The 23,614-nt window shown below is 59.3% G+C and carries 23 protein-coding genes and 1 tRNA gene; 10 read left to right on the plus strand and 14 right to left on the minus strand.

All coding sequences use genetic code 11. The features are described from left to right. Window positions 1–97 precede the first annotated feature (97 nt). Window positions 98–637 carry a TRAP transporter small permease subunit gene (locus BLV09_RS09955; RefSeq protein WP_100381179.1) on the plus strand — a complete coding sequence of 180 codons (540 nt, stop codon included), beginning with the start codon at window positions 98–100 and terminating at the stop codon, window positions 635–637. Beyond that, entirely contained in the window at window positions 634–2,238 is a 1,605-nt protein-coding gene (locus tag BLV09_RS09960) for a TRAP transporter large permease (RefSeq protein WP_100381178.1), read from the plus strand. Before BLV09_RS09955 ends, BLV09_RS09960 begins: the two co-directional genes overlap by 4 nt. A gap of 261 nt (window positions 2,239–2,499) precedes the next feature. Here BLV09_RS09960 and BLV09_RS09965 read toward each other — a convergent pair whose 3' ends face one another. The 3 genes from BLV09_RS09965 to BLV09_RS09975 all read right to left on the minus strand — a co-directional run bounded on the left by BLV09_RS09965 (window position 2,500) and on the right by BLV09_RS09975 (window position 5,541). Next, window positions 2,500–2,880 carry a nuclear transport factor 2 family protein gene (locus BLV09_RS09965; protein WP_146687161.1) on the minus strand — a complete coding sequence of 127 codons (381 nt, stop codon included), beginning with the start codon at window positions 2,878–2,880 and terminating at the stop codon, window positions 2,500–2,502. Window positions 2,881–3,280: 400 nt separating this feature from the next. After that, entirely contained in the window at window positions 3,281–4,432 is a 1,152-nt protein-coding gene (locus BLV09_RS09970) for an HWE histidine kinase domain-containing protein (protein WP_244549021.1), read from the minus strand. Between the two features lie 485 nt (window positions 4,433–4,917). Then, window positions 4,918–5,541 carry a class I SAM-dependent DNA methyltransferase gene (locus BLV09_RS09975; RefSeq protein WP_146687163.1) on the minus strand — a complete coding sequence of 208 codons (624 nt, stop codon included), beginning with the start codon at window positions 5,539–5,541 and terminating at the stop codon, window positions 4,918–4,920. Between the two features lie 361 nt (window positions 5,542–5,902). Here BLV09_RS09975 and BLV09_RS09980 point away from each other — a divergent pair, with 361 nt between their 5' ends. Continuing rightward, window positions 5,903–7,294 carry a mercuric reductase gene (locus BLV09_RS09980; protein WP_146687164.1) on the plus strand — a complete coding sequence of 464 codons (1,392 nt, stop codon included), beginning with the start codon at window positions 5,903–5,905 and terminating at the stop codon, window positions 7,292–7,294. Between the two features lie 279 nt (window positions 7,295–7,573). Here BLV09_RS09980 and BLV09_RS09985 read toward each other — a convergent pair whose 3' ends face one another. From BLV09_RS09985 to BLV09_RS10005, 5 genes are all read right to left on the minus strand, one after another. Then, entirely contained in the window at window positions 7,574–7,897 is a 324-nt protein-coding gene (locus BLV09_RS09985; RefSeq protein WP_146687165.1) for a cytochrome c, read from the minus strand. Window positions 7,898–7,911: 14 nt separating this feature from the next. Further along, a complete protein-coding gene (locus tag BLV09_RS09990; RefSeq protein WP_146687166.1) occupies window positions 7,912–9,138 on the minus strand; it encodes a molybdopterin-dependent oxidoreductase in 1,227 nt (408 codons plus the stop codon). A 473-nt stretch (window positions 9,139–9,611) separates the two neighbouring features. Then, a complete protein-coding gene (locus BLV09_RS09995; protein ID WP_100381171.1) occupies window positions 9,612–10,700 on the minus strand; it encodes a TRAP transporter substrate-binding protein in 1,089 nt (362 codons plus the stop codon). Window positions 10,701–10,862: 162 nt separating this feature from the next. Then, window positions 10,863–11,951 (minus strand): TRAP transporter substrate-binding protein, encoded by a 1,089-nt coding sequence (locus tag BLV09_RS10000; protein ID WP_100381170.1) that lies wholly within the window; start codon window positions 11,949–11,951, stop codon window positions 10,863–10,865. A gap of 192 nt (window positions 11,952–12,143) precedes the next feature. Beyond that, complete coding sequence (locus BLV09_RS10005; protein WP_146687167.1) at window positions 12,144–13,283, minus strand: Mrp/NBP35 family ATP-binding protein; 1,140 nt, start codon at window positions 13,281–13,283, stop codon at window positions 12,144–12,146. Window positions 13,284–13,573: 290 nt separating this feature from the next. Here BLV09_RS10005 and BLV09_RS10010 point away from each other — a divergent pair, with 290 nt between their 5' ends. From BLV09_RS10010 to BLV09_RS10030, 5 genes are all read left to right on the plus strand, one after another. Beyond that, complete coding sequence (locus BLV09_RS10010; RefSeq protein ID WP_146687168.1) at window positions 13,574–14,443, plus strand: NAD(P)-dependent oxidoreductase; 870 nt, start codon at window positions 13,574–13,576, stop codon at window positions 14,441–14,443. Between the two features lie 381 nt (window positions 14,444–14,824). Then, window positions 14,825–15,235 carry a hypothetical protein gene (locus BLV09_RS10015; RefSeq protein ID WP_244549022.1) on the plus strand — a complete coding sequence of 137 codons (411 nt, stop codon included), beginning with the start codon at window positions 14,825–14,827 and terminating at the stop codon, window positions 15,233–15,235. Window positions 15,236–15,409: 174 nt separating this feature from the next. Then, complete coding sequence (locus BLV09_RS10020; protein WP_146687169.1) at window positions 15,410–17,011, plus strand: sensor histidine kinase; 1,602 nt, start codon at window positions 15,410–15,412, stop codon at window positions 17,009–17,011. A 45-nt stretch (window positions 17,012–17,056) separates the two neighbouring features. Next, window positions 17,057–17,266, plus strand: a complete 210-nt coding sequence (locus tag BLV09_RS10025) for a DUF1289 domain-containing protein (RefSeq protein WP_146687170.1) — start codon at window positions 17,057–17,059, stop codon at window positions 17,264–17,266. 31 nt (window positions 17,267–17,297) lie between these two features. Then, window positions 17,298–17,810 carry a TIGR02281 family clan AA aspartic protease gene (locus BLV09_RS10030; RefSeq protein ID WP_146687171.1) on the plus strand — a complete coding sequence of 171 codons (513 nt, stop codon included), beginning with the start codon at window positions 17,298–17,300 and terminating at the stop codon, window positions 17,808–17,810. 49 nt (window positions 17,811–17,859) lie between these two features. Here BLV09_RS10030 and dusA read toward each other — a convergent pair whose 3' ends face one another. Then, complete coding sequence (dusA, locus tag BLV09_RS10035) at window positions 17,860–18,849, minus strand: tRNA dihydrouridine(20/20a) synthase DusA (protein WP_167558674.1); 990 nt, start codon at window positions 18,847–18,849, stop codon at window positions 17,860–17,862. A gap of 336 nt (window positions 18,850–19,185) precedes the next feature. Between dusA and BLV09_RS10040 the strand changes: the two genes are divergently transcribed. Further along, window positions 19,186–19,282: transfer RNA gene (locus tag BLV09_RS10040), tRNA-Arg, on the plus strand. Here BLV09_RS10040 and BLV09_RS10045 read toward each other — a convergent pair. Next, entirely contained in the window at window positions 19,271–19,414 is a 144-nt protein-coding gene (locus BLV09_RS10045; RefSeq protein WP_197685094.1) for a hypothetical protein, read from the minus strand. The genes BLV09_RS10040 and BLV09_RS10045 overlap by 12 nt on opposite strands. Here BLV09_RS10045 and BLV09_RS10050 point away from each other — a divergent pair. Further along, entirely contained in the window at window positions 19,401–19,850 is a 450-nt protein-coding gene (locus BLV09_RS10050; RefSeq protein ID WP_167558675.1) for a UTRA domain-containing protein, read from the plus strand. The two genes, BLV09_RS10045 and BLV09_RS10050, sit on opposite strands and share 14 nt — an antisense overlap. A 115-nt stretch (window positions 19,851–19,965) precedes the next feature. Here BLV09_RS10050 and BLV09_RS10055 read toward each other — a convergent pair whose 3' ends face one another. The 4 genes from BLV09_RS10055 to BLV09_RS10070 form a co-directional block, all read right to left on the minus strand. Then, window positions 19,966–20,772 (minus strand): SDR family NAD(P)-dependent oxidoreductase, encoded by an 807-nt coding sequence (locus tag BLV09_RS10055; RefSeq protein ID WP_146687174.1) that lies wholly within the window; start codon window positions 20,770–20,772, stop codon window positions 19,966–19,968. 41 nt (window positions 20,773–20,813) lie between these two features. Then, window positions 20,814–22,103: an MFS transporter gene (locus tag BLV09_RS10060; protein ID WP_146687175.1), complete on the minus strand. Its 1,290-nt coding sequence runs from the start codon at window positions 22,101–22,103 to the stop codon at window positions 20,814–20,816. Window positions 22,104–22,254: 151 nt separating this feature from the next. Beyond that, the gene (locus BLV09_RS10065; protein WP_146687176.1) at window positions 22,255–22,521 is read right to left on the minus strand and encodes a hypothetical protein; all 267 of its coding nucleotides are present in this window, start codon (window positions 22,519–22,521) and stop codon (window positions 22,255–22,257) included. Next, window positions 22,518–23,357, minus strand: coding sequence for an extradiol ring-cleavage dioxygenase (locus BLV09_RS10070; RefSeq protein WP_146687177.1), 840 nt, complete (start codon window positions 23,355–23,357; stop codon window positions 22,518–22,520). Before BLV09_RS10070 ends, BLV09_RS10065 begins: the two co-directional genes overlap by 4 nt. Window positions 23,358–23,614 lie beyond the last annotated feature (257 nt).

A 23,614-nucleotide genomic window follows, 5' to 3' on the forward strand; every position in this document is an offset into this window, starting at 1 on the left:
TTGCGTGTTCCGGCTCCGCGCGTTCACCACGCGCCGGCGATGCGACGCCTGTTGAAACGATCGGCGTGCCCTAGTGGCAAGCGCCGGGGAGAAAATGATGCGGCCTTTATTGGCACTCAGCGCGGCGATCGACCTGGTCAACGAAAAGATAGGCTATGTTTGCAATTTGCTCGTGCTGGCCGCCTGTCTGGTCAGCGCCGGCAACGCCATGATCCGCTACGCCTTCGGCTACAGCTCGAACGGCTGGCTCGAGCTGCAATGGTACATGTTCGCGATCCTGGTGATGTTCGGCGCGTCCTACACCTTCAAGCGCAATGAACACGTCCGGGTCGAAATCTTCTATCTGTTCCTGTCCGAGCGCGGCCAGCTTTGGCTCGACCTGATCGGCACGCTGTTCTTCCTGATCCCGTCCTGCCTGCTGCTCAGCTATTTGTCGTGGCCGTTCTTCCATCAGGCTTACGCCGTCGGTGAAATGTCGGGCAATGCCGGCGGCCTGATCCGCTGGCCGATCAAGTTCGTCATCCCCTCCGGCTTCGTGATGCTGGCGTTGCAGGGTGTCTCGGAGGTGATCAAGCGTATCGCCGCCTTGCAGGGCCAGGTGACGATCGATGCGAAGTACGAGAGGCCGACGCAATGATTACGCTGGGGATGATGCCGCCGATGATGTTCGGCGGCCTGGTGATCGCCATGCTGATCGGCTTCCCTGTGGCGTTCACGCTCGCCGCGGTCGGGCTTTCATTCGGCTTCCTCGCCATCCATCTCGGATTCTTCGACCTGAATTTCCTTCAGGCCATTCCGGGCCGCGTATTCGGCAGCGTTCTCTCCAACGAGCTGCTGCTCGCGATTCCCTTTTTCACCTTCATGGGCGCGATCCTCGAACGCTGCGGACTTGCCGAGGACATGCTGGATTCGATGGGCCAGCTGTTCGGGCCGATCCGCGGCGGCCTTGGCTATTCGGTGATCCTGGTGGGCTTCATCCTCGGTGCCATCACCGGCACCGTGGCGGCGCAAGTCATCGCCATGGCGCTGATCTCGATGCCGGTGATGATCCGCTATGGCTACAACATCCGCTACATCACCGGCGTGCTGGCGGCTTCGGGCACCATCACCCAGCTGGTGCCGCCGTCGCTCGTATTGATCGTGCTCGCCGATCAGCTCGGCAAGTCCGTGGGCGACATGTATCTCGGCGCATGGGGTCCTTCGATCTTCCAGATCGTGCTGTTCGCCGGCTACACATTCGTGCTCGGCCTCGTCAAACCCGATCATTTGCCGGCCGTGCCGAAGACCGCGCTGACACTGACCGGCTGGCCGCTGTGGCGTAAATGTCTGCTCGGCATCATCCCCTCGGCGGTGCTGATCTTCGTCGTGCTCGGCACCATGATGATGGGTCTCGCCACGCCGACCGAGGCCGGCGCGATGGGCGCCGTCGGCGCGATCGTGCTGGCGGCGATCCACAGCAAGGATTTCAGCACGACGGGCCGTAAAATTCTGATCATCGGCGTGATCGCCGGCGGCATCGGCACGATCATCGGCATTTTCATGACCGAGGGAATTTTCTTCAAGACCGCCTTTGCGGTCACCTATTTCGCCGTGGTGTGGATTTGCCTCGAGGCCGTTCGGATTCCCGTACTGCGCAATCTGATCAAGCAGGGCTACGAGACCACCATGCGCATCACCACCATGGTCACGTTCATCCTGATCGGTTCGACCTGCTTCTCGGTGGTGTTTATGGGCGTCTCAGGCGGCGTCTGGCTGGAAAACCTGCTGACGTCCCTGCCCGGCGGCGTCTGGGGATTCCTGATCTTCATCAATCTCTTCATCTTCTTCCTGGCGTTCTTCCTGGATTTCTTCGAGATCGCCTTCATCATCCTGCCGATGATCGCGCCGATTGCGCAAAAAATCCTGGCGCCGGTCGTCGGCCCGGATGCCGCACTGATCTGGTTCGGCGTCATGCTCTGCGTCAACATGCAGACCTCATTCATGCATCCGCCGTTCGGATTCGCGCTGTTCTATCTGCGCGGCGTCGCACCGAAAGAGGTGAAGAGCTCCGACATTTACTGGGGCGCGCTGCCTTGGGTGGGGTTGCAGGCGATCATGGTGATCCTCGTCATCGCCTTCCCGGTCTTCGTCACCGGCCTGCTCGACAAGCCCGTGAATGTCGACCTGAACAAGGTCAAGATCGACGTTCCGCAGATCGATCTGCCACCACTGGATTTCGGTCCGCCGGCGAAGCAATAACGATCCAGTCGCTTGCAAACGCCATGAATAAAAAACCCCGGAACATCGTTGCGGGGTTTTTCCGGGGCGTGAATCCATAATTTTAGTAACGGCCGCGGATATCCGCTTTGATACGCATGACGGACTCGAGTCAGGCCTCGCGCAAGGTCCGAAACGTGCCATAAGCCGTCGTCGAAGACGGGATTACAAGCCCCAACGAAATCTCATCTACATCAACGCCGATCCGGGTTCTGCTCGGCGGTGTATTTAGAATGACGTGATTTAGCCTACTCGCTCAACAAGGTGCGCACGCGAGGGTGCAGGGTCAAACCGATCGGCGAAATATTGCGTTTCATGGGCCACCAGTCCTTCGCGAAATTCCATGATGCTTACCGTGTAAGACGGTATGCCGTCATAGGTAAGTACGAACTCAGTGACCCAGAGATCGCCGCTGCCGATAATGCGCCGGACCGTAAAACGCTTCTTGTTTGGCTGGACGAATCGGCTCTCTTGAATGTTGTGCCGGCCGCGGATCCGCTCGCCCGATTGCGGATAATCAAGCACAGCATCTTCGCGGTAGATTTCATGTTCGACGTTGAAATCGCTCGCGTCCGAAGCATCCCAATGGCGCTGCAGCGCCGCCCGCACGGTTCGATCATCCATCTCAATCTCCCAACTGCGCTTCCGGCTATCGTTTCGGGACCACCGAATTCATTGTGCTGTACGTTATTCTGAAACGTGGGGCGCTGTTGCCGATCGCGCCAGTCGCGTGTCGCCCTCACGATGCGGGCGATTGCGGTTTAAGAATATGCCTGTGGGGAGCCCGCGACAATATGCGGATTTCGTCGGTTAGTGGCGCGAAGAACTTCTCGCCTCGATTTGGACAAGTGGCCTAACCGAATGCCACCCTTGGGTCATTTTCGACGGGCTTGACGACGTCCGGGTTAAGTTCGCTTTTGCGCCGTTAGCGACTATCGAGTGGACGTCGCGCGAGGTCTCAAAGGTGTCAAAAGCAGAAGTGACCGGACCCACTAGCGCAGAGCGGTGGAGACAATCGCTATCTTTATGCCGGCGCGACAAGCGACGCCATTGGAACGCGCAGCGTATACACAAAGCCGGTCGGTTCATACGCAAGTTGGACTTGGCCTTTCAATTGTTGGCCAAGAGACTCGATCAGGCGCGTCCCAAAGCTCTGTCGGGACGGTGCGCGCACCGAAGGACCGTCTTTTTCGGACCATGTTAGCTGCAGCCGCTGCGTTGCTTCGTCAATCTTCCATGCAATGTCGATGCTTCCCGCCGGCACCGACAGCGCTCCGAATTTCGTGGTGTTGGTGCAAAGTTCGTTGAGTGTCATCGCCAGGGCGATCACCGCTCCCGACGTGATTTTGACGTCGGGACCGGCGATCGAAAATCTGCCGGCGCCCTCGCTGTCATACGGCGCGGTCGCGCCGCGGATCGTGCTTGCAAAGTCGGCATTTGCCCATCTCGCTTGCAAAAGCAGATCGTGCGCTCGACCGAGCGCGACCAGTCGCCCTTCGATCGCGTGTTGCCCGTGTTCGATACTTGTTGCTGTCCGCAGGCTTTGTGAGGCAATGGCACTCACGGTCGCCAGGGTGTTCTTGATGCGGTGGTGCAACTCCTCCAGAATTAATTTTTGCAGCTTATCAGCGGCTTCGCGCTGCTTCGCGTCGATGCCCGCCTGCGCCAACAGAACCTCTGCGTCGATGCTCGCTTGCTCGAGCAACAGGCGCAGGCTGTCGTTTTCTGCCGTCAAAACTTCGTTGGAAGCAGAACCATTTGATCGTGGCGTCTCAGAACTTTTGCGCGTTTCGGCCTGCGCAGCCTTGGCGAGAACCGGGGAAATATCAGCCTGTACGATACTTAGGGAACCCTGCCCAAGCATTTCCTGCATTTCCGCGATCATCTGCTTCACCTCCAGCGGCTTTCCAAAAAAGCGACTGTGGACGGGCTTTTCGGCGTCGGTCGGCGTCAGTTTGCCGGAAACAAGGATGATCTTGATGGATGGCCATCGCTCATGGACGGCGTGGGCCAGCTTGAGGCCATCCATGCTGCCGGGCATCTGAATGTCGGTAAACAGGAGTTCGATATCGGAGCGTGATTCAAGAATGGCGAGCGCCTCGTCGGCGTTCAGCGCTTCGACGGGAGTGAACCCCGCATCCTCGACGATGTCTACCGCACGCATGCGCAGCAGCATTTCGTCCTCGACGACGAGAACTTTGGGGGGCGCCGGGGTTTGGTGAAGAAGCATAATGGCCTGGCGATTTCTTTATGAGCCAAAATTGATCAGTCCGCGCCAGCTGCTCGCTCATGGCTTCGGACATGCAATCAGGCTTATGAATACTGATTGTCCGCCTCCTTGTAGCACAGCGCCGGCGGCGAGCACGGAATAAGAGTCGATCTGAATGTGAGCTGTTTTGCTCACTCCCCGCAGACCAACGGAGAACGCCTTTGCAACAGGAGCGATCAATCCGGCGTGGCCCCTGCTTATCGGTGGAGAAGAGACATCCGTGGAGAATTTAAACTCCAATTTGCATAATCTAACCCGCCCGCCAGCGAGGATGTGTACTCGTAAATCCGCGCTTTGAGCTCTCCGATAGCCGCAGCGAAGGCGGACACGCAGGAAGTCCGGGTTGGGCCCATCAGCGCAATCTTGAAAGTCGAGGCCGGTGCATTCGTGGTCTATGAATTTTGTTGGTTATGAACCGCGCGAGCCAGCCAGAAAATCCGACCACCCTTTGCCGGGTCATTGATCGAATGCTCGATGAGTTCGAAACCGACGTCCGCCAATAAGGCCTTATATTCGGACGCATCGAGGCTTGCGTGGTACAGAGGATCGCCTCGGTACGAGCCCAATGCCTCGCCATGACCAAAGCCGGCATTGAACATCAGAATAGCGGATGGCGCCGCGTGCGCGGCAAATATGCCAAACATCGTCCGCTGGTCTTCGTGCCGGAGATGAAAGAAGCTATCCCAAGCCAATACCCCGCCAAATCGCTGGCCAAGAGCCAAAGACCGCATATCGCCGACGATCCACTCCTGATCGGGCATCCTGGTTCGGCATAGCGAAATAAGCGTCGGGGAGCTGTCCACGCCAGTGACGTGAAAGCCCTGCGCAACCATGTGAAACGCAACGGGCGATCCGCCCCCACAGCCAAGATCCAGAACAGGCGCGCCCCGTGGCAGGAAACCAAGGAAGCGCTCGATAAAGGGTTTATCGATCCAATCAGCAGCACGGCGGTCGGCATCCCATGACAACGCATGGCGCTCATAATGGTCTACAATCCGGTTTGCAGCATCTTCCATGGAAACCTCCGTGCACCGCTGAACTGTCAGCACTCGACCGACGGTTCCAAAACGTCTGTCTTGGGTGAAACTCGGTAAGTCTCAGCTTCAGGACAACAAATCCGCTTCATTGAGATTGGCCCCCAGACCGTGATTCACGTCTTAAAAAAGATGGGCGCTCCCACAATTTCGTCGTTAAGACGATGACGTTATGCGTGCGTCAGGTGGCACCACGATGGGTGTCATGATGGAAAGGTAGACCGCCGACCAAGCTCCAATATTCTGAGAATTTTGCCTTGAACACCACGTTCCGCCGAACCAATTGCTGCGGATCAAGGCGTTCGTCAGCATGGCGCCAATCTCGAACGACGAGGAGTTGAAAATGTCCCAACCGGAACACTTTGAAATGCTCATCATCGGTAGTGGCGAAGGCGGCAAATATCTGGCCTGGCACATGGCCAAATCCGGGCGCCGCACGGCCGTCGTTGAACGCAAGTTGATCGGCGGTTCCTGTCCCAACACCAACTGCCTGCCCAGCAAGAACGAAATTTGGAGCGCAAAAGTTGCCGATTTCGTTCACCACGCCGGCCGCTTTGGCACCGTGACCGGCCCCACCGCCACGGACATGAAACAAGTGCAGGCGCGAAAGCGCGGCATGGTCGAGGACATGATCGCCAAACATCTCGAGCTCTACAAGGCCAGCGGCGCCGAGCTGATCATGGGTACGGCCCGCTTCATTGCGCCGAAAACCATCGAGGTTGAATTGAACGACGGCGGCACCCGCGTGCTGACCGGCGAGCGCGTGGCTATTAATCTGGGGACGCATGCGACGATCCCGGATATTCCGGGCCTCGCGGCCGCAGCGCCACTCACCAATGTCGAGTTGCTCGAGCTCGATCGACTGCCCGAGCACTTGATCGTACTGGGCGGCGGGTATGTCGGCCTCGAGCTGGCGCAAGCCTATCGCCGCTTCGGCAGCCGCGTCAGCATCGTGGAAACAGGACCGCAGCTCGCCGGCCGGGAAGATTCCGATGTCACGGCCGCGCTCCTCGAGATGCTGCGCGACGAAGGCGTCGTGGTGCATCTCGGAGTCAAGGTTCTGCGTGTGGAGGGCCGGTCCGGACAGGCCGTCAGCCTGCAAATGCGCACATCGGCAGGCGATCAGACCATCGAAGGCAGCGATATCCTGGTCGCGGCGGGACGCACTCCCAATACGAGCGGGATTGGGCTCGACATCGCCGGTGTCACACTCGACGAGCGCGGATATATCGCAGTCAATGATCGGCTCGAGACCAGCGCACCCGGTGTCTGGGCGATTGGCGAGGCCGCAGGCAGCCCACAGTTCACCCATGTCTCGTTCGACGATTTCCGCATCATCTCGGCCAATCTGACCGGCGGGAATCGTACCAAGCGTGATCGGCTGGTCCCGTACTGCATGTTCACCGACCCGCCGCTCGCGCGCGTCGGCTTGAGCGAGGCCGAGGCCCAGCGCCAGGGCATTGCCGTTCGCGTCGCCAAGCTGCCCGTCGCCGCTGTGTTGCGAGCGCAGACGATATCGGAGACGCGCGGCTTCATGAAGGCGCTGGTCGAGGCCGGCGGCGAGCGCATTCTCGGTTTCACCATGATCGGCGCCGAGGCCGGCGAAGTCATGACCGTGGTCCAGGCCGCCATGTTGGCGGGCATGCCTTACACAGGCCTGCGCGATGCGATTATCGCGCACCCGACAATGGCGGAGGCCCTCGGCGCGCTCTTCTCGAACCTGCCGGCGCGATAGGGCTCGCGCAGGACACAAAATGCCAACCCTGTTCGAGGCCGGCGGCTTCCATCCAAGAATGGCGTATGTTCTTTACGTACGCCTCTCCGGAAGAGATGCGCTTGTGCTGGTCAGTTGCGCAAGGGGCCGCTCAGGGTCATCCGCGTCGGTTTTGGCATGTCCCGTTAGGGGCAATCCCGGAAATGCCGGTGGCGGCCTCTTTTCACCCATTAACAATCGCAGTCGCGGTTCCTCGAGGAAGCGAAGCGCCATCAGCGCAATGAAGCCAAGCTGTCGAACCTATGGAATCGATTTCGTTTTGACCAGATATTCCACAATCTGCTTTTCGTCGTCAGGCAAAATAGGCGCCTTGTAAGCGGTCACCATTTTATGAACAACTTCTGCCCAGGCTTCCTTCGAAAGAAGAGGCTGGTACAACACATGGTCGGCGGAATGGCAGGCCAAACAGTTGTTGTTGATCGCATCCGCGCCGTTACCAGTGAACACTGCGTCAGAGGCTGGATATTCGACCTTGGTTGACTTCAATTGGATAGAAGCGGCACCGACGGGGTATGCAATCACGAAACTCAGAAATACCGCTGTCGACGGAAGGATGCGCCACATTTCCGATGCCTCCTTCAGGTCGCGGTGACATGAGTTGATTCAATCGTGTTGTAAAGGTAGCCGGATGGATTCCAGACCGGGAAACTCGGCTGCGCCAAACCGGCAGTGTTGGTGCACCGAACCATCAGAGTCTGCGCGCCAGCTACAGGCAGCGTTAACTGCGTCTGCCATTGCCGAAGGCTGTATTTTCCTTCGTCCGGACCAAGCTGGGTCGGTTGCCAACTCTTGCCGTCATCGATCGATGCATCAACACGCGCGACGCCGCAATCACCGCCAAAGGCGATGCCGCGGACAAGCGTCTCTGCTCCTGCCTTGAGCTTGTCGTCATTATGAATGTTCGTAATGAAGGATCGCGGTGCATTACCGGTTACCGGGATGAGCCGGAAATCCTTGTCGCCCGGCTTGACCGTGTGGTTCGGAACATCGGGTACACGGTACGCTGTCGAGGTCCAGTAGTTGGTATCCGGCTTCGACAATACCTCAATATCGTTCAGCATCTTGACCCAGTAGACACCGCTCCACCCGGGAACAACCAATCGCAGTGGAAAGCCGTTCAGCATCGGAAGCTGCTCTTCGTTCATGCCGTAAGCAATCATCACTTCGCCGTCACGGGCGTGATCGATGGTAACCGACTTCAGGAATTTTGGCCCGTCCGTCATCACCGGTTCGTCGAGTCCGCCGAAGCGAACCTGGATCGCACTGGCTTTCACACCTGCGCGGTCCAGCACATCCTTGAGACGCACTCCGGTCCACTTTGCATTGCTCAGCGAGCCCAACCACCATTGGGCGCCGGCCACGCGCGGCACCATCAACATACGCGAGTTTCCAGCGCACTGGTTGACTGCAACGATTTCAAATTGTGGCAGACTTTGAATGTCTTTGAGCGACAGCGACAAGACGTTATCAACCTCGCCGCGCACGGCCAGACGGAAAGTGTCGACGTTGACATCCTCGGGATATGTCGCCCAATGCCAGCTTACGTAATGTTGGTTATTTGGTGTGATTACGCTTTTGTCGTAAATATCAAACGGCGTCTCGAGCCAGGGCGGCGATGTACGCTGCAGGATCATCCTTCCCTTCTCGGGGAAGCTCGTGGTGATTGGCCGAACACTCGGCCCACCCGGGACTTTGAAGTCGAATGTGTCTTGCGCCCATGCTGGCACCGACATCATCCCGACAACGCCGGCTCCCATTCCTTGCAGCACGCGCCGTCGCGTCAACGGCTGTCGATCCCGTTCCATCACGGTCTCCCAAAGTGGGTGCCGTCGAACAACTTCGACGAAACTATTTCACTTCGAGATGGGCTTACGGCCCAACTCGGCGCGGTGAGACTGCGACGTCGTCAGGGGTCACCGGTGCTCGGCGAGAGCCTATACCCTATTTCAGAAATGTGCCGACAACCGCCCGATCCAAAAGCATCACAAGCTGTTGAACCGCTGAACTGCATCACCGTCTGCGAGCGCGCTCGACCATCTCACGGCTAGTCCAAAATGACTTGCCACACCTGAGCTACCGGCCGAACTCGCCAGCAGCGCCCCCTCACCCGATTTGCACCTGAAGATGCGGAGCCTGTCATCCGGCGTGCGTTGGTGCGACCCGTTGGCACCGCCGTTGGCAAAACCGACCTCTCCCCGACCGGGGAGAGGTGAACCGAGTCTGCGGAAAAACCGCTTCAACCAAAAGCCATCCTGCTTCTGAGACGCCGACGGCGTCATCAGCTTTGGGCGTGACGCGCCATGAAGTTGTCGTAGCCGACTTCGGCGACCTGGAACCACTGATAACCGGTGCTCGAGAAGGCCATCAGCGATTCATAGACCTTCTTGAAATTCGGATTGGTCGCGGCAACTTCGTTGTTCAATTCTTTGGTCGCCTTGAAGCTCGCTTCCATGATGGCCGGCGAGAAGCCATGCAGCTTGGTGCCACCGGCCAGCAACTTCTTCAGGGCCAGCGGATTTACCGCATCGTATTTGGCCATCATCCAGTTGTTGGCGAAATGCCCGGCCTGTTCGAGAACGCTCTGATAATATTTCGGCAAGGTGTTCCATTTGTCGAGATTGACCATCGTGAGCAGCATCGGGCCGCCTTCCCACCAGCCGGGGTAATAATAGTGCGGCGCGACCTTGTAGAGGCCGAGCTTCTCGTCGTCATAGGGACCAACCCACTCCGCCGCATCGATCGTGCCTTTTTCGAGCGCCGGGTAAATGTCGCCGCCGGCCAACTGCTGCGGCACGCAACCCAGTTTCTGCATGACGCGGCCGGCGAAACCGCCGATGCGGAATTTCAGTCCCTGCAGGTCGTCGACGGTGTTGATCTCCTTGCGGAACCAGCCGCCCATCTGGCAGGTGGTGTTGCCGGCAAGCAGCGAGGTCACGTTATAGCTCTTGTAAAACTCGTTCAGGATTTCCCTGCCGCCGCCCAGCATGTACCAGGCCTGGTTCAGGCGCGCATCGGGTCCGAACGGAATGCATGAGCCGAAGGTGAAGGTCGGATCCTTGCCGAAGTAGTAATAGGACGCGGTGTGACCGAGTTCGACGGTGCCGTTCTGAACGGCGTCGAGAACCTGCAAGCCCGGGACGATTTCCCCGGCGGCGAACGTCTGGATCTGGAATTTATTGTCGGTCGCTTCGCCAACCGCTTTCGCCATCTGCTCGGCCCCGCCGTGCAGGGTGTCGAGCGATTTCGGCCAGCTCGTGGTCATGCGCCATTTGATCTCCGGCATCGATTGCGCGATCGCCGGCGCGGCCATGGTCGCAGCGCCCGCGGCGCCAATTCCCGTGACCTTGATGAAGTCCCGTCGCTTCATGATATTCCTCCCTGGGTGATATGTGCTCGTAGCCTTCTGTCGAGGCTTGCAGCCAGCATGGAACATCCGGTTCCGGATTTCCATGCCGATCTGGCATCCGCGACGAAAAAGCCCGGCCTCCTCTCGGAGACCGGGCTTGCCTAACGTCGTCTTTGGAAAGGCTCAGCCGCGCGTGCGCGAGCGGATCATGAAGCTGTCGAAGGTATATTCCGCGACCTGCCACCATAGATATTGGTCGGAGCGATAGGCCTGCATGGCATCGATCGACTTCTTGAAGTCGGCGTTGGTCGCCGAAATCTCTCCCCACAACTCATTGGTCGCCTTCAGGCAGGCTTCCAGAACTTCGTTGGTGAAGGGACGAAGCTGCGTGCCGCCCGCGACCAGGCGCTTCAATGCCGACGGGTTCTGCATGTCGTAACGCGCCGCCATCCAGGTGTTGGCGTTGGCGGTCGCGTTGCTGATGATCGCCTGATAGTTCTTCGGCAGCGAATTCCACTTCTCGAGATTGCAGAAGGCGTGCACCGTCGGACCACCTTCCCAGAAACCGGGATAATAATAATATTTGGCGACCTTCTGGAAGCCGAGCTTCTCGTCGTCATACGGACCGACCCATTCGGCCGCATCGATCGTGCCCTTCTCGAGCGCGGGATAGATGTCGCCGCCGGCCAATTGCTGCGGCACGACGCCGACCTTCTGCAACACCTGACCGGCGATTCCACCGATGCGAAACTTCAGCCCGGAGAGATCGGCAACCGTCTTGATCTCCTTGCGGAACCAGCCGCCCATCTGGGTGCCGGTGTTGCCGCAGGGGAAACCGATCACGCCGTATTTCTTGAAGAACTCGTTGCCGAGCTCCATGCCGCCGCCCTGATACCACCAGGAGTTCTGCATGCGCGCGTTGAGCCCGAACGGCACCGACGCATAGATCGCGAATGTCGGATCCTTGCCGACGTAATAATACGAGACGGTGTGGCTCATCTCGATCGTGCCGTTAGAGGTCGCATCGAGCGCCTGCAGACCGGGAACGATTTCGCCGGCGGAAAACACCTGAATCTGAAATTTATTGTCGGTCATTTCAGCGACGTATTTCGCAAACTCGGTGGCGCCGTTGTAAATGGTGTCGAGCGACTTCGGGAAGCTCGAGGTCATGCGCCATTTGATCTCCGGCGAGGACTGCGCGATCGCCGGAGAGGCAACGGCAGTGGCGGCGGCACCGGCTGCGGAAACTTTTAAAAAATCGCGACGCTTCATTCAGGCATCTCCTTGGTGGGACGTTTCCCGGATTTACTGGAGTATTTGTTCGGCGACGGCTTCCGCATCGACCGAAGGCGTTCTGGCGGGGGCTTTAACACGGAAGTCGGCCTGCGAAAACGCAACAAAGGCATGACAGCGAGGATTAAACGAAAGTTGCATATATCCGCGGTCAGCGCCTCTGAAAAGAGCTCAAGCCGCCGCAATTACCCCTTGGAGCTGCTCGCGAACCTTGGCGCCGATCGCGCGATAGATCGCCGCATGCGGCCCATCGGGTTCGCTTTCCACAACCGGCGTCCCCGAATCCGACGTGATGCGAATCGACATGTGCAAGGGAACTTCGCCAAGGAACGGCACGCCAAGCCGTTCGGCCTCGTGCCGCGCGCCGCCATGACCGAAAATGTCCGATCGCGTGCCGCACTGCGGGCACTGGAAATAGCTCATATTCTCGACGATGCCGAGCACCGGCACGTTGACCTTCTTGAACATCGCCAGCCCCCGCCGCGCGTCGATCAAGGAGAGGTCCTGCGGCGTCGAAATGATGACCGCGCCCTTGAGCGGCACGTTCTGCGCCAGCGTCAGTTGCGCGTCGCCGGTGCCGGGTGGCATATCGACCACGAGAACATCGAGGGTGCCCCACGCCACATCCCGCAGCATCTGGGTGATGGCCGACATCACCATCGGCCCGCGCCAGATCATCGCGGTATCTTCCTCGACCAGAAAACCGATCGACATGATCGCAAGACCGAACCGCGCGATCGGAATCATTTTCTTCTCGTCGTTCAACTGCGGCTTCTCGCGAATGCCGGTCAGCCGCGGCACCGAAGGCCCGTAAATATCGGCGTCGAGCAACCCCACACGTAAACCGAGATCGCGAAGGCCGAGCGCCAGATTGAGCGCGGTGGTCGATTTTCCGACGCCGCCCTTGCCGGAAGCCACCGCAATCACGGCGGAAATCCCGGGAATTTCGGCCTGCTTCGACATCGGCGAGCCCGAGGCCGGTTGTTGCGGCGGCCGGTGCGACGAGACGTGCGGCACACCCTGGGCGTGACGATGCGGCGGCGGTGGAGGCGGCGTGGCGCCGGCCTTGCGTTCGGCTGTCAGCGCCACCATGGCGGCGGTGACGCCGGGAATAGCGCGCACGGCCGCTTCCGCTTCGGCCCGGGTGCTTTCCCATGCGCGAGCTTCCGCAGCATCGACATTGATCGAAAAAAACACCTTACCGTCGCCAACTGAAATGGTCGACAACACGCCGGCCTTGCCAAGGGCGACGCCACGCGGCGACATCACCTTGGCCAGACCATCAAGAACCTGCTGCTGCGTTACGCTCAATGCGTCTCTCCTGGGGCCTACCTCTCGATGCGACACATAGAGCGATCCGGCGGAAAAGGATACCTGCCTCTGTGCGGCATCGGGTCCGCGCGGGAGGGTAACGCCCTGCCGCACGCGAAACCTGCCCCTCTCAAATGGAGATGGTTGCCCTTCATGCCAGGGGGGTTATTGTGCCGCCGTTCACATCTTCAAGCGGGGCCAGTTTCGAGGATCGAACCGGCCCATCGCCCCCTGCTCCAGCATATCGTCGGCCGAACCAACGTTGCCGACAAAAACCCAAGGTTGTAAACATGGCTAAAGTCGCTTTTCTCGGTCTCGGCGTCATGGGTTTCCCCATGGCAGGACATTTGGTGAAAAAAGGTGGCCACGAGGTGACGGTATACAACCGGACCCCGTCCAAGGCGAAAGAATGGGCCGACAAGTTCGGCGGACGCACCGCGCCGACGCCAAAAGCTGCCGCCGAGGGCCAGGATTTCGTGATGTGCTGCGTCGGTAACGACAATGATTTGCGTGCCGTCACTCTCGGCGCCGATGGCGCGTTCGCTGGCGTCAGGAAAGGCGCGACGTTCGTCGATCATACCACTGCGTCCGCCGAAATTGCCCGCGAGCTTGACGCCGAAGCGACCAAACGCGGCTTCAAATTCGTCGATGCTCCGGTGTCCGGCGGACAGGCCGGCGCGGAAAACGGCGTGTTGACGGTGATGTGCGGCGGCAGCGCGGACGCCTATGCGGGTGTAGAGCCCGTGATCGCCGCCTATGCGCGGATGTGCAAGCTCCTTGGACCCGCGGGTTCGGGACAGCTGACCAAGATGGTCAACCAGATCTGCATTGCCGGGCTGGTCGAGGGTCTTTCCGAGGGCATCCATTTCGCGAAGAAAGCCGGTCTCGACATCCAGGCGGTGATCGACACCATCTCCAAGGGCGCTGCCCAGTCCTGGCAGATGGAAAACCGCTACAAGACCATGAACGACGGCAAATTCGATTTCGGCTTCGCGGTCGAATGGATGCGCAAGGATTTGTCGATCTGCATCGCGGAATCCCGCCGCAACGGCGCAAACCTGCCGGTGACCGCGCTGGTCGATCAGTTCTACTCCGAAGTGGAGAAAATGGGCGGCAAGCGCTGGGACACGTCCAGCCTGCTCGCGCGGCTGGAGCGCTGACCTCCAAAGGCGCGGGAACGGATTAATTCAGCTTCTCGTTATATCAGCCCAAGATACTGTATCTGTTCGCATATTTTAGATCCTCCCGGCGGCCTGCCAACACACGTGAGCTGGCCGCTGGGACCGCCCTGCCCGTGCCCGACCTTGCTGCCATCGGCGCTGGGTAGCGACCTCGTTGTGCGTACGAATTGCCCATGAAAGAATTCATACGCGACCGCCGCGCGCTTCAACGCTTCTGCGTCCCTGCTCCCTATTTTCCGTTCCCGACATTTATTTCGCGGAGATATTTCACGGAGAAGTCGGGTCACCACCGCTGCACACATTCCGATATCGACATACCCTTGGTGACGGGTCATTCTTCCATCTGTTTTATGATTGATATTGAAGAATGGCCGCATCGTGCGCTGGTTCAACAAAGGCAAGCGCGGGGAAATTTGGGACAACATCACGCTGCCCATCCCTGACGATTTGGAGGCAGCTCGCAAAATACGCGAGATCTGCAACGCGGCTGTCAGCAGCGCCGAAATAACCGCCGGTCAGTTCGGCAGGGAAGAAACCAAGGCCGCCAGTCGCGAAGCCCAACGCTATAAACGCGCCGCCAGAGTCGCGATGGAAATTGCCATCAAAATGACCGACAACCTGGTGCGGGATGCCGCCGTTTGTCAGATCGTGGTGCTGTGCATGAAGGCAAAAGATTTGAAAACGGCGGGGATATTATTCCGAGCCGTGCAGGAACCATCGATCCGGGAAGATTTGCTGAACGAGCATCCGGTCCTTCGGCAGGGCGATTAGACCGGAAGCTCTGACGGCCCTCGAACGGGCACGAGCGGGAGCGGAAGCAAAAGGTTAATTTAACCTTCTGTTAACGGGAATCTCTCGCTCTTTAAGGCAGCTCTTAATGATTTAGAGCGACAGATAGACGATGCAAAAGCCCGCGCGGTTCGCGGGCAGGATTTGTGTTGTTTGATGAGTAACCCCGCTGAAAAGCCAGAAGTCGTGCAGCTTCCGGCAGAGACGCCGACGGCGGCACCGGCCAGTAATCGCCGGGTAGCGGCCCAGCGGGTGCGCGAAGCCCGCGACCGGTTAACGTCGACCAGCGGAACCCGTCCAGCTTTCGATCGCGAACTGCTTCGCCAATACGCCCAGACACGCATGTCGGCGTCCTATGTCGTCATGCTGCTTGTGGTCGCAACCGGCCTGTTGTTCGGGCTCTGGATGAAACCGTTCTCGGCTGCGGCCTGGACCTGCGGCATGCTCTGCATCCATGCCGTCATCATTCGCAGCTGCGGCAGGTTCCTCGCGGAGTCCCCCTCCCTCGCCGCAACCCGCAAATGGCGAACGCGGTTCGTCCTGTTCGATCTGCTTTACGGCCTGTGCTGGACGGTGATCCTGATTCATCCGGCCAGCCCCGACATCAGCTCGAACACGCTGATGATGTTCCTGATGCTGCTGGTGATCGCGGTATCGAGCATGCTCGCGGCCAATTTGCCCATCGCAGCGCTGGCGGCGACCGCCCCGGTCACGGCAGCGATTGCATTGAATTTTGTACTCAGCGGCACATTCGACAATTACGTCCTCGCGGTGCTGGCGATCGCCGCCGAAGGCTATTTCGCGCTGCTTGCCCGTCGGCTGCATTCGACCACACTGGCGACGCTGGAGGCGCGCGCCGAAAAAGATGCGCTGATCGGCGAACTCGAGCAGGCAAAGGCGATATCCGACGAAGCGCGGCATCGCGCCGAATCCGCCAATGTCGCGAAGTCGCGGTTTCTGGCGCAAATGAGCCACGAGTTGCGCACGCCGCTCAATGCGATCCTCGGATTTTCCGAGGTGATGAAGAGCGAAATATTCGGCGGCCACGCCGTGCCGGTTTACAAGGAATATTCGGCCGATATTCACAATTCCGGCGTTCATCTGCTCAACCTCATCAATGAAATTCTCGACCTGTCGCGGATCGAGGCCGGAAGGTACGAGCTCAACGAGGAAGCCGTGTCGCTGATGCATGTCGTCGCCGACTGCCATCATCTGCTGAAGCTGCGGGCGTCGAGCCGCGGCATCACCATTCACGAAGTGTTCGAGCAGGGTATGCCGCGGATTTGGGGCGATGAGCGCGCGACGCGCCAGATCGTCCTAAACCTGTTGTCCAACTCCATCAAGTTCACGCCGCAGGGCGGAGAGATCTGGCTGAAAGTCGGATGGACTGCGTCAGGCGGACAATATCTGAGCGTCAAGGATACCGGCTCCGGCATCGCCGAGAATGAAATCCCGATCGTGCTCGCCTCGTTCGGCCAGGGTTCCAATTCGATCAAATCCGCCGAGCAAGGCGCCGGCCTCGGACTGCCGATCGCAAAAAGCCTGATCGACATGCATGGCGGCACGTTCACGCTGAAGTCCAAGCTTCGTATCGGCACCGAGGTCATCGTGACCTTCCCGCCGGAGCGCGTGATGTCCGCGCTGGCTCCGATGAGCGAGGAAGCGCCGCCGCTGCAACCGGAAACCGCCAGCATTGCCACCGACGAGAAACGAAGGCCCCGCAACAAACCGATCATGAGCGCCGGGACCGGATTGTAGCCGGGGTGCTTGCGCAAGCGACCAAAACTATTTCACTATCCCTCGATGAGCAAAGAAACGCCGTGTATCGCAGTCTGCATGATCGATCCCAGAACCAGCCTCTGCTTCGGTTGCGGACGCACGCTTCCGGAGATCGCGCGCTGGCACCGGATGGACAGCGCGGAGCGGCATGCGGTGATGGCGCAGCTCGCCGCGCGCATGGCCGACGCCGGAATGGTTCAGCCCGAGGCGACGGCCGCTCCAAAGGCGGGCTGACGAACGCAACCGCTGGCGTGAGAGGTGTGCCGTGATCCGCGTCCTGCTCGTGCTTGTCATGCTTGCGGCGACCGCCGGCGCCGTGGTCGCCTATGGCGATCCAAACCAGCTCACGCGCGCCAGCAACACCGTCTCGGATTTGCTGCATCGAGGGTTGAAGCCGCCGCGGCGCGCCGTGCAGATTTCGCGCGGACAGAGCGGCGAGTTTTCCCTGCAAGCCAAGATCAACGGCGTGACAGCACCGATGGTGATCGATACCGGTGCGACCTCCGTCGTGCTCACCTATGAGACGGCCAAGGCTGCGGGACTGCCGCTGGAGTTGCTCGATTACGACGTCGACGTCGAAACCGCCGGCGGACATACCAAGGCGGCGCGGCTGACGCTCGACCGTCTCGCCATCGGCAAGCTCGTCGAGCGCTCGGTGCCGGCGCTGGTGGTGCCGCATGGACAGATGAAAACCAATCTGCTCGGCATGAGCTTTCTGGATCGGTTGGAAAGCTGGGAAGTGCGCGCCGACAGATTGATGCTGCACGGCTATCCCTGAAATTCCGGACTGAGATCTCAGTTTGATATCCCGGACCAGGATATTGGGATTACGCCGCTATCGGGGTCGCCGCGCGGCGTTCGACCAGCGCAATCGCCTGCCGCAAGACCTCAATGCCGGCAGTCGGTTTGACGCCGTTTTCGGCGAGGTGACGGCGGAATGCCCGCGCACCCGGCACCCCATGAAACGCGCCGACGAAATGGCGCGTGATTGAATGTAGCCGGACGCCGTGCGCCAGTTCTCGTTCGATATAGGGCAGCATGGCCTCGAACACGTCTTTCATCGCGGCACGCGGCGACCTCTCGCCAAACAACTCGGAATCGACCGTCAGCAATCGCCAAGGATCCTGATAGGCGGCGCGGCCCAGCATGACGCCATCGACATGATCGAGATGCTGTTTGGCCTCGTCAATGCTCGCAATGCCACCATTGATGATGATGGGCACATTGGGCGACGACGCCTTCAGCCGATAGACCCTGTCATAGTCCAGCGGCGGGATATCGCGATTTTCCTTCGGTGATAGTCCGTTGAGCCAGGCCTTGCGGGCGTGCACGATCAGCGCATCGCTACCTGCGGCAACAACGTTGCGCGCCAGTACGTCCAATGCGATTTCCGGGTCCTGATCGTCGATGCCGATCCGGCATTTGACTGTGACCGGGATGTTGACGGCACGCTTCATGGCGTGAACGCCCTCGGCAACGAGCAGCGGCTCCGCCATCAGGCAGGCGCCGAAACGGCCGTCCTTCACCCGGTCCGACGGACAGCCGACATTGAGGTTGATTTCGTCATAGCCGAAATCCTCGCCGATCTCAGCCGCGGTGGCGAGATCACGGGGATCCGAGCCGCCGAGCTGAAGTGCGACCGGATGTTCGCTGGCATCGAAACCCAGCAGGCGCTGCCGATCGCCATGGATGATGGCGCCAGTCGTCAGCATCTCCGTGTAAAGCCGCGCCCGGCGCGTCATCAGGCGATGGAAAACGCGGCAATGCCGGTCGGTCCAGTCCATCATTGGCGCAATGCAAAATCGATACGCTAACATGTTGATGTTATTTCGCTTTACGTTCTCGTCTGGATTAGCTGATTTTAGGTTGGCACAAATTCAAAGCTGACTATTGGGGCATTTTCCTTTCATTTCAAGTTCTTAAGTCGATCGCCTGTTCGTCCCCGATGACGCCGCACCTTCTCCGGTACAGCATTGCAGTGCCGAATGAGTTCATGCAGTACCGCGCTAGTTCCGACTCTCCGTACCAATCCCGTGCAAAGTAACGTGCAGCTCTGGCCACGCCTAGGATAGAACAAGCGCCATCGTAGTTTTGGCGGGAGCAAGGAAACCTGCGGGCGGCGACCCGAGGTTAGCGTTTGCGCTATCAGAACCGCAGGCTTGCGAAAGCTTCGGCCCATATTAGGCTCGAAGAATGAGCGTTGCCCTCCGAAGGCAAAGGTCACACGTTCGAATCGTGTCAGGTGCGCCACTTCGGTACAAAACTGGGCACTCCAAAACCTGCCGTTTTTGCGCTGGAGGCGGCGACGGGCGTGCGCAACAGTGCGCTTTTCGACCCCATGATGCGAATCTCTTTCGCGTCCACTTCGATGCGCTGGGCCAAGGCGCGGAGATGGTCGCGGCGATATTCGCACGAAGGAATACCCATCGCACTGGTTTCGCTCTACGTTCCCCTCTCCATGAGCGGCGTCGCACATATGCTCGCCGACGACACCAATTCGCACGAGACGATCTATTCGATCCTGGAACAGCGGATGGGCGTCGTCATCAAGGAAGCGCGGCACATTATCAAGACGACGGCGCTCGATGACCTCGACGCCTCGGCATTGCGCATGTCGCCGAACGATGTCTGCCTGTGCATGGAGAGAATCACCTATTCGATGCAGAACCACCCGATCGAGATGATGATCTACACTTATCCTCCCGGTCGAATGCAATTCGAGATGCTGCTGCCGAGGGATGATAAGAAACTCAAGGCGACAGCAGGTGACGAAGCCCAGGCAGCTAAAATGTCCGAACGGACGGCGCCTACCAGCTAATCCCTGCGCGGCCCCAAAATCGAATAACGGGCTTGTTGACAGCCCAGCCACAAACCGGTCGGTTCGAATCGCAGGCGACGCCTCAATGCACGCTCCGGCACGTGCAAAGCCGACCCTACATAAATCGGTCGGCGCCTCCCGATGCTTCTATGGTATCACCGGTAACAAAGCCGTTTCGGCCAGAACCGAGGAAGGCCGCGATCGCGGCGATTTCTCTGGCGCTGCCTGCGCGGCCAACCGGCGTGAGTTCCGCCGAGATATGTGACAGCACTTCGTCATCCGACAACCCAGCCAATTCCGGCCGAGACCTCCGTACGGTCGGAATCATATTGTTTGCCCAGTTGTCTGTTGCGACGGCTCCGATTCCGATCGCGTTGACCAGGATGCCGTCCTTCGCAACCTCCAACGCGAGGGATTTGGTCAGGTTATTGATGGCTGCGCTCAGCACATGGGATACAAACAGCTTCGGATTGGGGTAGATGCCGCCGATCGACGACATGTTGACGATCCGACCCCACCGATTTTTCTGCATGTGAGGGATTGCCGCTTTACACAGTCTGCGCATCGAGGTCAGCTTGACGGCCGTCATTTCGGTCCAATCTTCCTCGGTCGAACTCATCAGGCCGCCCGCGTGAGCCCTGCCCGCGTTGTTGACGAGGATGTCGAGCGAACCGAACGTCGCAATCGCCTTATCGACGATGAGTTCGGCGGCGTCCGGCGCGGAAACATCGACCGCGATTGATGCGACCTTCGCACCCCGCTGCTCCAAGAGCGCCGTTTCAGCGGCTCTCAGCCGGGAAACGTCCCGCGCCGCGATGACAACGGCGACATTGTTGGCAAGGAATTCCTGAGCGACCGCGAGGCCGATCCCCGCACTCGCACCAGTCACTACGGCGACGCGTCCCGAGATTTCAAGATCCATCTTTCTCTCCAAGTAGATGTTGTGTCACAAAGGTTTAGTCGTCACGCCGGAAGGGCCTTGCCCTTGGTCTCCGGAAGCGTCATGAGCGCGATTATTGCGATCACATACAGCAGGGTGAGGCCGAGCACCGTGGACTGGTAGCCTCCGAGGCTCGAGAACAAGAACGCTGTGAGGATCGGTAGCGGAAATGCGACCAAACGCGCGAGGTTGAAGATGACGCCGGCGGCCGTCGAGCGAACACGGGTGTGGAACAGCTCGGGCAGATAGATCGGCATCCACGAGAATACGCCAAGCGTAAATATGCCGAGGATGAAGACGCAGATCAAAGCGACCGTCAGGGTTTGCGGCGCGACATAGATCAGCAAGCCCGACAAGATCGCCCCAAGGAACGACAGATACATGTAGGGCTTCCGCCCAATCGCATCCGCAATAAATCCCGCGGTCATGTAGCCGAGAATGGAGCCGCCATTGTAGACAAGCGCGCTGATGCTTGCCCATGCGGAAGCCACCAGGCCCTGCTTTGCCGCGATGGCGCCGATATATGGTCCAGTCAATGCGGTGATGCCGTAAAAGACGGAAACCGTCACGGAAGCGATTATGAGAACCGCGAGCACGGTGGCGAAGGCGCCCTTGTCTTCGAACATCGCGACAAGTGTGAGCTTCCGCGCCGGGCCTTCATCATTGACGCCGGCGTGCTTCGCCACCGCTTCCAGCCACAGCTTCGATTCCGGCACTTGCCTTCGAATATAGATCACCAGGATCGCCGGAAGCACGCCGATGACGAACATCAGGCGCCATCCTTCAGGCCCCGCGTAGGGTTGGATGAGCAGCCAAAGACCGGCAGCCAGAAAAAACCCGAAGCCGTATCCGGATTGCATGAAACCAAGCGCCTTGGCCCGCGCAGAAGCCGGCCATGTCTCCGCAACGAGGGCCGTGCCCGTGCTCCATTCGGTTCCGAGGAACATACCGGTAAGGAACCGCAGCGCGATAAGCATCATGACCGACTGGCTAAGCGCCGTGAACGCAGTGAAGACGCAATAGCCGACGATCGAGATCATCAGCATTTTTTTGCGACCAACATAGTCGGCCATGATGCTGCCAATCGTCCCGCCTACCGCCCAGCCCATCAGCGTACCTCCGAGCGCTGTCCCGACCGCGAAGCGAATTTGGTCCGGGTCCGAGTCCGGAAGGAGGGAAACCATTGCAGCACTGCCGACGAGGATAAGTGTGCTGGTCTCGAACCCATCGAACATCCAGCCGATAAAACTGCTAAGCAGCGCTCGCTTCTGAACGATCCCTATCTCGCCCGACTCCATTTCCTTTTTCTGCACGTTATTCTCCTCCCCATCGTTTTTGCTGTTTATGATTTCGATATTTTCACGCGGCCTCAATGACGTCCGCGCCACACACCTTCCTTCTGCGCGAAGGTCGCTAAAGCGCCGTCATCGCAACCCTGTTTCGGAGCCTCCGTGCGTATCGGCCTCATTCGGAAGAACCCGTGCGCATGCGGCGGTTGAAGATCGGAAGCTTCAACCCGAAGACTTCGAACCGGCAAAGGATGAGCAGCAAAAAGGCCGATGAGCCTTCCCGATGCAGCCGCGCCACGTCGCCGGCTAACAAGACTGCGCGTTCATCGTCACTGAAAGGCATCGAGGAGACTGCCGCCTCCGGCTTCTCTAGAATGAGCGTCCTGAACTGTCTGTCGTGCAGCACGCGGCGGCAGAGCTTGTGGACGAGATAAACGTTCATGAGCCTGTGCCCCCTGCGCTCCAGGCCGCGAAGGCGTTGCCAAGTTCAGGCTGATTGATCAGCAGGGCGGGCGCTGACGGACCGATAATGCCCAGAGCCACGATCCAGTTGAGCAGCTCTCCACCAACGTTTCCGGCCTCCAGCATGCGGGCTTCGCTCGCTGCCTCGATCAGCTCGCCGTGTTCGCAAGATTGGATGCGTTCAAGTATCCAGCTGGCCCAGGCTGGATCAGGCACTCCAAAGGTCTTGCCCAAGTCAGCCCGCGGTCCTCCGATTTCCAGACTGAGTGAACCACTGGCAACGATCGCCACGCGGCTCGCTGTTTTCAACGACCGAATAGCCTTGGCGATCGAGCGGCCAAGGGCGTAGCAGCGTGCCGCAGACGGCAATGGCGGCACAACGCAGTTGATGAAGATCGGAACGATCGGGAGCTCCATTGCTGGAGTCATGAAATGAAGCGGCACCAGGGCTCCATGGTCGATCTCGAACTCCAAGGAGGAGGTGAAATCGAATCCGTCCTCAATCAGGAAACGCAGGATGTGACGCGCGGCCGCGCCATCTACCGTCAACTCGTACCAAGGCATGCCTGGCGTCTGATCGTTCGGGCCTGCCGTACGTTCCGCCGTGCCGATCGCGTAGGTTGGCCAATTGTCGAAAAAGAAGGTGTTGAAGTGGTCATTGTTGACCGTGAGGATCAGATCCGGCTTGGAGGCTTCGAGATGTGACCGAATCTTCGAGAAAAATTGAGCGGTTTCCGAACGCTCCCCCTCGAGCTGCGCCTCAACGACGAAGCTCGGCGTGTGGGGCACCGCATAAACTGCGACGATTTCTGCCACGCCTCTGGCCCTCCCGAGTTATAGCTGAGGGTTGGTCATGCCAACTCTCCCGGACGGCTCTTGGTTACCGTCGGGCTACACTCGGCCGCCCGGCCTCCAGATTCCATGTGGTTGCCTTTCAGACGTCTGAAAAAGCGTCATCGGCAGCGTCCGCAATCTGGGTTTGAACGAACGCCGCTCGCGCCCATATGGCTGCACGTTGGCCGAACGCATTTTCTGGAAATGGGCATGTCTTTGCCAATCTTCCGGCGAAGCGG

This window comes from Bradyrhizobium canariense (genome assembly GCF_900105125.1).
Taxonomy (GTDB): domain Bacteria; phylum Pseudomonadota; class Alphaproteobacteria; order Rhizobiales; family Xanthobacteraceae; genus Bradyrhizobium; species Bradyrhizobium canariense_A.